We start from the raw sequence: 9,253 nt of genomic DNA, 5'->3' as shown, positions 1-9,253 counted from the left end.
CCGGTCGTCAATTTCCGCGTCTCTTTCCCAGGCGCGCTTGAAGCAGGCCGAAAGTGGAATATGGGCGTGGTTCATTCGGCGGTGTCCTTTACGCCCAAAAGACCAAACCAGAATTCGCAGAAATCATCGCTGACCGGAATAGGCCATACACTCGCGCCGGATTCAATCACCAGCGAGCGCCGTTTGTGATTCAGTCGAAACGGCTTATTGCTCATGTAGATTTTGAATTCCTTTTTTCCCCGTTCTCCGCTGTCGGGTTCGCGGCATACGCGAGCTGCGCCTTGATTGCCAGCCGCGGGCGCTTGTCGTCTGGATACTGCTTCTCGAAAAGAGGCAGCACATGCTGCGCACACAACGCCCGGAGCCGATGGCAGAGCGGCCTATCGAGGTGCCACAGCAGCCAGAGCGTCCAGTCCACCGCGGACGCGTCGCCAGGTACGTTTGCAATCAGGTATTGCGCCGTGAAGCGTTTCCGCTTCCGCGATTGCGCCCACTTGATTGCCTCAGAGCAGGCACCCAGTTCGATTGCTTGCTCGATCGTCATTCGCCCTTCTCCTCCGCGACGCGTTCCTTGCGCCGCTCGACATCCTCCCGGTAGTGACGGCGGATGCGCTCGCTCCGCTTCTCGAATTCGGCGTCATTTCCCGGCCAGCCCTTGACGAGCGTTTCGAGTTTGCCGCGGGCCTCGTCCTCAAGCGCCGTGCATTCCGGGCAGCAGCGCCCGGTCACGACGTGCCGCTCTAGGCCGCAAGCGGGGCAATCACCGCCGCGGGCGAACTTGTCAACCGGAATGCGCTTCGGCTCGCCGCGCTCCGCGTCCTCTTGCTTGATTAGTTCACTCATTCGCTTACGTCTCCTTAATATTTTTACTTCTTCATCGCACGAAGCGCCTGGTGGTAGGCAGCTACCGGGTCAATCGCGTCCTTCAGGGCATCGAATACCTGATGCGCCTTGTGGAGCGTCATGTCGATCCAGCTCTCCTTGAGTCCCGGCTTGTAGGGGTCGCGCATCCAGATGGTTTTTCCGTCCCGGCCCTCGAACGACGAAAGAGCGAACAAAACATCACCGTCCTTGAATCCGCAGGCGCGCTCGATTTCGCCACAGTAATACACGAGTTCATCGCGCTTATCGGCAAAGCCCTCGATTGCGGGTTCAAGTTCATCGTCATCGCCGGTCGGATTAATCGGATTTGCCCCAAGGGGCGGCACGTCCTCGAATTCCCCTTCGTCGGCCTCCGGCTCGACCGGCGGCTCTACTGCGTTATGGGCAATCGTCCGCCGCTTCGTTTCGGTTGCGGCCGCACCCGCCTTTAGTTCAGCCTGCGATGCCTTGCGTTGATATACCCTCGGCGGGGTGGTCGCTTCCTCGGCCTCTGATTGATACGCCTGCTCCATTTCTTCCTGCACGTAAACGCCGTGCATATGAGCCGCCCAGCCCTTGCGGAGCGCCAATGCCTCGGCGCATTTGGCCAGCATCAGGAACGGAAATTTCCGCCACATGAAGCCCTGGGAGTCGCCCGGATAATAGCTAGCCCAGGTCGCAGTAGCCGTAAAGGGACAGCGAATACCGCCGACCAGTTTGTACACGGTCACGGTGGCGGTTGTAGGAACCGCTCGGCCGGCCCTTATCATCTCGTACTGGGTCAGCCCCTCGTCGTAGGTGGGGTCGTCGGAACCGGCGTAATCCGATTGACGATCTGCGATGCTCCGGTAGCCGTCAATGCCGGTCTGCATCGTCATCGTTTCCTTGCCCGTCTTGTGGTCTTTGCGCTTGATCGCGTAAAGTTGCCTTGACAGCAAATCCAGTCCGGTTCGCTCCGATATAGCGATTGCCAGCTGGAATTCGTCATCGGTCAGCCCTCTAGCGACCGTGCGCTTTATTAATTCCAGCTGGTCGCCCTCGTACTTGATAAGCTCGTTTGCCATGCTAAATGCCTCCTCTTGCGACAATGATTTTTTCACAGGTGGCCAGCAGTCCGGGGATTGCCAGCCTGCCCTTTTGAATCTTGGCGAGGCCGTTGATTTCGGCCATATTCGGTTCCACCAAATAGTCCCATGCGGGATTATCGGCTATGTATTTAATCAAAGCTTTTTTGTCGGTCACTTCGGCGCGCCACACCTCCCGCACCGAAGTGCCGATTGCTTTCGGGGCAGGTGTTTCGGCCTTGATTGGCTTCGGCGGCTCGATTGCGGCCTCGTCCAGCAGCCCCGCTTCAGCTAATTCCCTTTCTTCGGCCAGCCTTGCGGCCTCGGCTTCGCGCAGCCTTGTTTCTTCCTCGATGCGCTTTGCTTCCGCGGCCTGCTGGTAGGTCAGCATCGCCCGCTTGATGACCGTTTCGGCCTCGGCCAGGAATTCAAGCGGGGCGCGGAATAAATCCATTATGGATTTCTTGGCCTTGTCGAGCGGAGCCGTGATGCTTTTGCGGTATTCATCCAGTTCCTTGGCACGCTTCTTGATTCCCTGCAGCTCCACACCTGCCCGGTGGTACTGGTCTTCATTCGAAATTACGATTTGTCTAGCAGCCTCCAGCATCGCGGCCGCGCCCGAATTCATCGCCGCCTCGTCCGGTCGTTGAATCGCAATGTTAAGTTCATTCGCCATCATTTTTACCTCCCGCGAGTTTGAGCAGCTCACCGAGCTGCAAATTATCATCGAGATTAAACGGCACGAGCGCGTAATGTTCAACCGTCGTGCTATGCGGGGCATTTTTGGTCGTGATTTGTAGGTGGATGAACCCGCGCTCGCCTGGCTCTATTGGGGTCTCCTTTCGAGCCGCGTAAAGGCTGTCCTGGTTGCGGCCGCGATGGATTACACCCGCGGCGGATTCCTTGATGACTCGAAACAAGATTGTCTGCTGCATTGACTTCATTGGTTCAGCTCCCTTGCAATCATTTCCCGTTGCCACTTGCGCTCAGCCGCCCTAGCCGCCCAAGCCGCCCCAGCCGCCCCAGCCGCCTCAGCCGCCCTAGCCGCCCAAGCCGCCCAAGCCGCCTCAGCTGCCTCAGCCGATGCCGCTTGCATCTTTTTTTCGGTCTCCGCCGTCGGGTTCGCGGCATACGCAATCTGTGCTTCGATTGATTTCCGAGGCCGCTGGTCGTTTGGGTATCGCGCCTCGAAAATCGGTAACACATGCAGGGCGCACAACGCCCGAAGCCTGTGGCAACGCGGCCTATCTATGCGCCACAACAACCACAGCGTCCAGTCCACCGCGGACGCATCGTCCGGCGCGTTGGCAATCAAGTACTTCGCCGTGAATCGTTTCCGTCGCTGGGATTTCGCCCAGTCGACTGCTTCGGAGCAGGCTCCCAGCTTGATTGCCCGCTCGATCGTCATCGACTTCGCCATTAACTCAGCTCCTTTGAAATCATTTCGTAGCACCAAACGTGATACTCGGCCACGTTCCCGCGCTCGTCCATATCTGTGACGAGGTCGCAGGGACGAAGCTCTTTGTGGCACCAATCGCAAAAGGGGCCGGGAGCGGGTTTTGCTGTCGCCCACACACTACTTCCGCTCCCGGCCGAAAGGGATAAACCGGCGGACTCTTCGATAGCACCTCCGAGATTAAAAGTACCGGCGCCGCCAGCACCGGGCAATCGAGCCGGTTCGCCGCCTCCAGCGATTGGTTTGGGGACTCCACAATAATCCGGCTCTTTTTTATTGGGGGGCGCGGTTTCGGTTTTTGTGCCTGTGCCGCGCCCCCTGTGAGAAGAAGGAGGAAATTGAGGATTGTCGTTGATTGCCGCTCGAAAGCGAATCAGCGATTCGAGATAATCGCCGGGCACTGTTGTGTCCGCGCAGATTTGCATAAGAGTTTTATCGCGCATTGCGCGCCTCCCAATTCAGCCATTCGACCGAGAGCTGCGCCGGGTCAACACCCATAATGATCGCCAGGATCATAAAATACGCGGTACTCGGTATCATCCCATCCCACCAGTTGCGAAAGCTCGCGAGCGACGGGATCGGGGTATGGCCCGCGCTGAGCCACATCCGGTACACGTCCTCCGGCTTCTCGTATCCTTGTGCCGCCGCCCATTTGCGGAGCGGGTTCAAATCCGGTTGTTCTGCTACGGCTGTTTTAGGCATCTGCTCTCCTGTAAATTGTTTTTCTGCTCCAACCATCCCGATATTCAAAGTAATTCAATATCGGAAATTTACCCTGATAGTCAGAGCGTCCACAATCAAGACAACCGAAACGAATGATCGCGGCGGGATAGGCTGTAAGTATTTCGCCGGTTATCCCGTCGAACTGAACAACGCGCATCTTTCCCTTATACATCTGCTCTCCTGAATTCGGCTTGCGCCTTGAAGATTGAAATACGCTCGCGGATAACGCCGCGTTCCTTGATTCTGATTTTCTGCTTCGGGGTGCGCTTTAACTTGCGCACTTTGCGGGGATCGTTTTTACTCAATCCGCTATCTCCTTTTCCCGCCGCCGGTCGGGTTGTGGATTAGTCGAAATACCCCTGCACGCGGAATATTCGCTTCGCTCCGCGTGGTATGGATTTCACGGGGCGCGCCTCATCCAGCATGTCCCCGTCATAGTCACATTTTTGCAGGTCCTCAACGCTGAAATAAATTTTTTTCCGCGTCTCCGCAATAGGCGCGGCCCCGGCCGCGCAAGCCGGTACGTACACCGGCTTTGGCACGCTCAAGAATTTGTACATCTTCGTCTCCTTTTCCGGCGGACCGTCCCGCCGCCGGTCGGTTGGTTATTCCGGTCTCTGAAAAACTTCTCGATTGTCACAGCATGAGCTGGTAGTGGCGCTTGCAAGCGCCGTACCAGAAGACACTTTCAATGGCTTGCTGTTCGGCGCGGCCCGGCAGTAGCACTTCATACCAAGGCCGCGCGCCGATCACGGCGCGGATCAAATCCCGCTCATACTTGCCAATTTCGGCGATCGAGTCTTCGTCGCCGCGGGCGACGCCAGCGGCGACGTTAAGCATGTCGCGCAACAAGTCCACCGGGCTGGTCTCTTGTCGCCCGGTGAGGTACCTGTATATGTCGGCGAGCTCTCGGATGGCTTCACCGGCCGCGATCATCTGATTGACCGTTGGTATGTCAACGCCGGGAATCAACTTTCTTTTCGGCATTTCAAACCCCTCTTCCGGCGGACCGTCCCGCCGCCGGTCGGGTTGAAATTAAATTTCGACGGCGTACCAGGTGCGGTTCAGCGCGTCGTAACGCATCTCGTATGGATGCGCCGCGAATTCGGCTTCCTGCTCGGCGGCGTATTCTTCGTCGGACATTGCGTCTTTCGCCGCGATTACCATCTGCGGGCGAGCGGGAGCGTGAAGGAAGCAAAGCTCCTCCCCGTCAGGCTGCCCCATCCGGCCCTCGCGAATTGCCCCGCAAACGGGGCATTTAACCCTTGCTCTTTTCGACTTCGCCATGCTCGTCTCCTTGTGCTCAGGTTGAGCACGGGGAGATTATACAGGCTCAAAATCCGTTTGTCAAGGGTTTTGACAGGATTCTGAAAAAAAGTTTTCAGGGGCGAAAACCTAGTGCTGATGCGGCTTCAGCGGGCTTGGGGCTTTGGGGTCGAAAAAAACTTCCGCCTCCCTCGGAGGAAGAGCCCGCCCGGAAGGGGGCAAAACCGGGCGGGGTATTTGTTACGTCGGTGCAAGCTCGATATAGATATCGTCCGGTAGTTCCGCCCCGGTTCGCATAAGGATGTAGCCGGTGTCCCGGCGCTTGCAGGCGTCGAGCTTGAAATCCACCTGGTCGACGTGCCGCAGCGCCCGATAGCCAGCCGCCGTCACAAGCGCGTGGTATTCGAGTTTATCCGCCGTTTGGTAGTGTTGGGTTATGGCGTCCCGGCAAATTAACAGGCCGGGGTTGCAATCAAGCAGCGCCTTCAATCGCCGCCGCTTTGACCCGTCCCATGCCGCGTGCCAGCAGTAGTTTGCGATAATCAAATCGTATTGCCGATGAGGGGTCGCGCAAACGTGAGCCTCGAAATCGGCGAGGAAAAGCTGAACACCCAGGAATTTAATGACCGGATCGTCGAGGGAATCGAAGGCCTCGCGGTTCAGTTCGACGGCATGCCATTCAATTGTGTTTTTCAGCCCGAAGCCAATCGTCAGAAACGAATAAAAGTCCTCGCCATATGCGGGGCCGATATAGAGCGCCTTCACGGGCTCGCTCTGTTGTTCCAGCCACCAGCGCGCAATCCGCACGTCCTCCGGACAGCGCAGATAACGCGAGATAACGGGCGGCGGTTTGTATTCATTCATCGGGCTGTGTTTCCTTTTTGTTGAAGTGCCCGTCGTAACCGACGAGCATCCGCTCCAGAAAGCGGTTCAGCCGTCGTTCCGTTTCCGCAATCGCATAGAACTTGTCGTCATTGAATTCGGCCCGGATCGTTTGCGGCGCAATCGTCTCGTCACCGATCTCGCAATGAATCGTGATAATGAATCTCGCTTTCGGCGTCATATCTCCCTCACGGCAAGGCACGTCGGCCCGTAATGATTTATCTCGATCCCGCTCGTCCTCACTTGTTCAATCAACATCTGCATTCGCTCGATCGGCATTCGATCCATATTGGCGTCTGGGCGCGCCGTCGGCGGCTCGTCATAGTCGTAAAAATGAAACGGCATATTCCCGAAATCACAGCCGGTCAGATCAATCCGCTCGACTCCCCTCATCATGGCCGCAACCTGCAACGCCATCCCGGTCACGGTCGCGCTCGTTAGAACCGGGATCTCTTTATTCTCCGGCAAAAACTGATCCCAGTACATTTCCCAATAGTCGTGTTCGCTCCGTTCGCACAGCGGCCCGCCGATGATGTAGTGCTTCGCGCTGTGCAGGTTGAACCACGGGAAATGATGGCAGTATTGGTCGAAGCCCAGCCAGATATCGGCCCAAACCAAAAGCGCCGCCGAATTACACGAAATAACCGAGTAGCGGTCGAACGGTATCCGGTGGATATGAAGCGCCGACGGCCCCGCCCCGACCACCAGCACACGCGGCTTCGCCTCGAAGTTTCCCAGCAGGTCGTGATAACTGCCAAGCCGTCTGCCCATTTTCGGGGCCTCCATTCTTTGAATCAGGCCGTTGCTGCAATCGTGCCAGCGCAGCCCCTGGCGCTCCATGAGCGGCTTGATCAATTTCAGCAGATTGGCGGCCTCGATCCACCACCATGTCGTGCGCAGCCCGTATTGCCGCACGTACATGGACTTATCCCAGGTAGCATAACCCAGCACGTCGGTTATATCGGCGAACTCATCGTAATCGCGCTCAGGATACCAGTGATTCGGCTCGCCGTCTGGAAAATATAGGTCCAGCCCGATTGTGTAAACGTCGGAGCAACCCAGTATGCCGGCGAAATGGATCGCGTTCGTCATAACTGTTCCGACGTCGCGGGAACGTAATCGGCCCTCGACCTGGCCGCGATCAGTATAGTGGCTGCCCTGGAAAAGCGATATCCCGCCGTCGCGATCCATTATCGGCTCGCGAATATTAAAGCTCGATTCGGCCCATTCGGGATCAACCCATTCGTATTTCAGTCCGTCCGAATACGGTATTTCCCTTATCCGAAACGGATGATTTATGCTGAAGCAGGTCGTGTCCCGGTTAAGCAAATAGGCATCTTCCTTGTCCGGCACGTCGTCCCATAGACGTTTCATTACGCACCGCTTCGCTCTCGTTGGAGCGTAGAACCACGGCATTTTATTCGCGTGCGCTTCTATGCACAGCCAATAATCCATTTTGTCGCCAAGTTTCAAGATTGTCCCGTTGACGCCGATCACGATATCGGGATGTATCTTCTGGGCCAGCAATTCCCAAGCGCGCCCGCTAGGCCCGCCGCCGACAATCAGCGCGCTTTGCCCCTTGTGCCTGCCCTGTAGGTCTCGGATCGTCTTGAAGTTTGCGACGTCGAATGCCATCATTCCCCCTTAATCGAGATTGAATGCGTCCTTGACGTGCCGGGTGATCGCGTTGGCGGCTATGATATCGGGATGGCCGGAGCGTTTGTCAATCGGGATATCCCTAAGTACACCTGTCCAGCCGACGTTGAGAAAACGAATGTATGATTCTTTCGGCGGCAAACTAATCGGCGCGGTCTCGCGAACCCCCACCACGACATCGCCGCTTTTGAGTTGGCGGATTTTGCGCATTACCTGCCCGCCGGTTCTGCTGCCTTTCGCGTCGGTGTTCCCCTCGATCGTCTGCACCGTGCCGTCGCCTAAATCCTTTTCGACAATTCCGATGTGGCTGAAGTCGAACACGACCAGCATTCCGGGCGCGTAATGATGGTTTTTTTGATCGCCCTTTTCCTTGACGACGCAATTATGCCGCCTGCCCCATTCGCGGTACGCGAACGCCCGCGCCGGTTCCTTAATGTCGGCGAACGGATTAGGCGCCTGAAGTGCTTTTGCCGCCTCTTGGTACACCGCGAACACAAAGGCCGCGCACCAGGGTGCACCCGACAATCCGGTTGCGGCAAGGAACCTATCAACCTGCGGGCCGCGGTTAGAACCCGGAGGCGATTCTTTTACCCCGATATAACCGATTGCGATCTCGACTGCTTTTTCTGCAAGCGTCATTGTGTCATCACCTCTTGGCCGCATTGCGTCCGTCTCTCCGTACCTTCATGTGCCTTGAAGGCCGCAGAGCCCCGCACGGCGGAAAGAATTTGCAAATTCACCTTTGCGGTTTCGGCCCGCGAGATAGCGGCGCTTTCAAGCGAGCTTGTCACGCCGTCAAGCGAGGCGGCAATCTGGGTCAGGATTTCCCGGTTTTTCAGGGTTTCGTGCCTGTTCTTTAGCAGTTCGCCGTTCGAGAGCTTTCTGACCTCGGCAACGATGTTGGCCAATTCCGCGTTAGATTCACGCTGACTCTTGAAGATCTCGCGCAATATCGTGAGGGCTTGCTTTCCGAGCGCGCCGATAACCGCCACCACGAGCGCCGAGATTGCTCCGATCAGGATTGCTGTACTATCCATTCCCGCCTCCGCTCTTCAATCGTCCGACCGAATATTCGATCACGAAGTTGATCCAGTAGGCCGGGTTCTTCAATTCCTTCAACCGAGCGTTGACATAAAGTTCGAGTTGATCTTTCACCCAGTTGAATTTAGCAATGCCCTTGCCTGGTCGCTTTTCCGCCTGCTGAACGATCTGCCAGGCGTACTCGCGCAGTTGTTTGATTTCCGGCTTGAACCAGAAGTCAAACAGCCACAGAACACCGTCAAGGAACTCGCGAAATGCAGCGTCCCTGATTTTGCGAAACGCAGCCCAAAACTTCATTGCATTT

Annotated in this window: 17 protein-coding genes; all 17 read right to left on the bottom strand. The window is 56.8% G+C overall.

Going from position 1 to position 9,253, the window contains the following annotated elements:
* Positions 1 to 71: 71 nt before the first annotated feature.
* The 17 genes from HRF49_07755 to HRF49_07675 all read right to left on the bottom strand — a co-directional run bounded on the left by HRF49_07755 (position 72) and on the right by HRF49_07675 (position 9,246).
* Positions 72 to 215 carry a hypothetical protein gene (locus HRF49_07755; protein MEP0814543.1) on the bottom strand — a complete coding sequence of 48 codons (144 nt, stop codon included), beginning with the start codon at positions 213 to 215 and terminating at the stop codon, positions 72 to 74.
* Positions 212 to 544 (bottom strand): hypothetical protein, encoded by a 333-nt coding sequence (locus HRF49_07750; protein MEP0814542.1) that lies wholly within the window; start codon positions 542 to 544, stop codon positions 212 to 214. Before HRF49_07750 ends, HRF49_07755 begins: the two co-directional genes overlap by 4 nt.
* Complete coding sequence (locus HRF49_07745) at positions 541 to 843, bottom strand: hypothetical protein (protein MEP0814541.1); 303 nt, start codon at positions 841 to 843, stop codon at positions 541 to 543. The genes HRF49_07750 and HRF49_07745 overlap by 4 nt, the downstream gene beginning before the upstream one ends.
* Before the next feature lie 23 nt (positions 844 to 866).
* Positions 867 to 1,925, bottom strand: coding sequence for a phage recombination protein Bet (gene bet / locus HRF49_07740; protein ID MEP0814540.1), 1,059 nt, complete (start codon positions 1,923 to 1,925; stop codon positions 867 to 869).
* Position 1,926: 1 nt separating this feature from the next.
* The gene (locus tag HRF49_07735) at positions 1,927 to 2,604 is read right to left on the bottom strand and encodes a hypothetical protein (protein MEP0814539.1); all 678 of its coding nucleotides are present in this window, start codon (positions 2,602 to 2,604) and stop codon (positions 1,927 to 1,929) included.
* Positions 2,591 to 2,869 (bottom strand): hypothetical protein, encoded by a 279-nt coding sequence (locus HRF49_07730; GenBank protein ID MEP0814538.1) that lies wholly within the window; start codon positions 2,867 to 2,869, stop codon positions 2,591 to 2,593. The genes HRF49_07735 and HRF49_07730 overlap by 14 nt, the downstream gene beginning before the upstream one ends.
* Positions 2,866 to 3,345 carry a hypothetical protein gene (locus tag HRF49_07725; protein ID MEP0814537.1) on the bottom strand — a complete coding sequence of 160 codons (480 nt, stop codon included), beginning with the start codon at positions 3,343 to 3,345 and terminating at the stop codon, positions 2,866 to 2,868. The genes HRF49_07730 and HRF49_07725 overlap by 4 nt, the downstream gene beginning before the upstream one ends.
* On the bottom strand, positions 3,345 to 3,824 hold the full coding sequence (locus tag HRF49_07720) for a hypothetical protein (protein MEP0814536.1): 480 nt from the start codon (positions 3,822 to 3,824) through the stop codon (positions 3,345 to 3,347). The genes HRF49_07725 and HRF49_07720 overlap by 1 nt, the downstream gene beginning before the upstream one ends.
* Positions 3,814 to 4,119, bottom strand: coding sequence for a hypothetical protein (locus tag HRF49_07715; GenBank protein ID MEP0814535.1), 306 nt, complete (start codon positions 4,117 to 4,119; stop codon positions 3,814 to 3,816). Before HRF49_07715 ends, HRF49_07720 begins: the two co-directional genes overlap by 11 nt.
* A gap of 621 nt (positions 4,120 to 4,740) precedes the next feature.
* Positions 4,741 to 5,091, bottom strand: a complete 351-nt coding sequence (locus HRF49_07710) for a hypothetical protein (GenBank protein MEP0814534.1) — start codon at positions 5,089 to 5,091, stop codon at positions 4,741 to 4,743.
* A gap of 48 nt (positions 5,092 to 5,139) precedes the next feature.
* Entirely contained in the window at positions 5,140 to 5,391 is a 252-nt protein-coding gene (locus tag HRF49_07705; protein MEP0814533.1) for a hypothetical protein, read from the bottom strand.
* A gap of 219 nt (positions 5,392 to 5,610) precedes the next feature.
* Entirely contained in the window at positions 5,611 to 6,234 is a 624-nt protein-coding gene (locus tag HRF49_07700; GenBank protein ID MEP0814532.1) for a hypothetical protein, read from the bottom strand.
* Positions 6,227 to 6,433, bottom strand: a complete 207-nt coding sequence (locus HRF49_07695) for a hypothetical protein (protein MEP0814531.1) — start codon at positions 6,431 to 6,433, stop codon at positions 6,227 to 6,229. The genes HRF49_07700 and HRF49_07695 overlap by 8 nt, the downstream gene beginning before the upstream one ends.
* The gene (locus HRF49_07690; protein MEP0814530.1) at positions 6,430 to 7,890 is read right to left on the bottom strand and encodes a hypothetical protein; all 1,461 of its coding nucleotides are present in this window, start codon (positions 7,888 to 7,890) and stop codon (positions 6,430 to 6,432) included. Before HRF49_07690 ends, HRF49_07695 begins: the two co-directional genes overlap by 4 nt.
* A gap of 6 nt (positions 7,891 to 7,896) precedes the next feature.
* Entirely contained in the window at positions 7,897 to 8,547 is a 651-nt protein-coding gene (locus HRF49_07685; GenBank protein MEP0814529.1) for a CHAP domain-containing protein, read from the bottom strand.
* The gene (locus HRF49_07680) at positions 8,544 to 8,945 is read right to left on the bottom strand and encodes a hypothetical protein (GenBank protein ID MEP0814528.1); all 402 of its coding nucleotides are present in this window, start codon (positions 8,943 to 8,945) and stop codon (positions 8,544 to 8,546) included. Before HRF49_07680 ends, HRF49_07685 begins: the two co-directional genes overlap by 4 nt.
* On the bottom strand, positions 8,938 to 9,246 hold the full coding sequence (locus HRF49_07675) for a hypothetical protein (GenBank protein ID MEP0814527.1): 309 nt from the start codon (positions 9,244 to 9,246) through the stop codon (positions 8,938 to 8,940). Before HRF49_07675 ends, HRF49_07680 begins: the two co-directional genes overlap by 8 nt.
* Positions 9,247 to 9,253: the final 7 nt, after the last annotated feature.

It is taken from the genome of bacterium (assembly GCA_039961635.1).
GTDB lineage: Bacteria > 4484-113 > 4484-113 > JAGGVC01 > JAGGVC01 > JABRWB01.
This window is presented reverse-complemented; position numbering and strand designations above follow the sequence as displayed.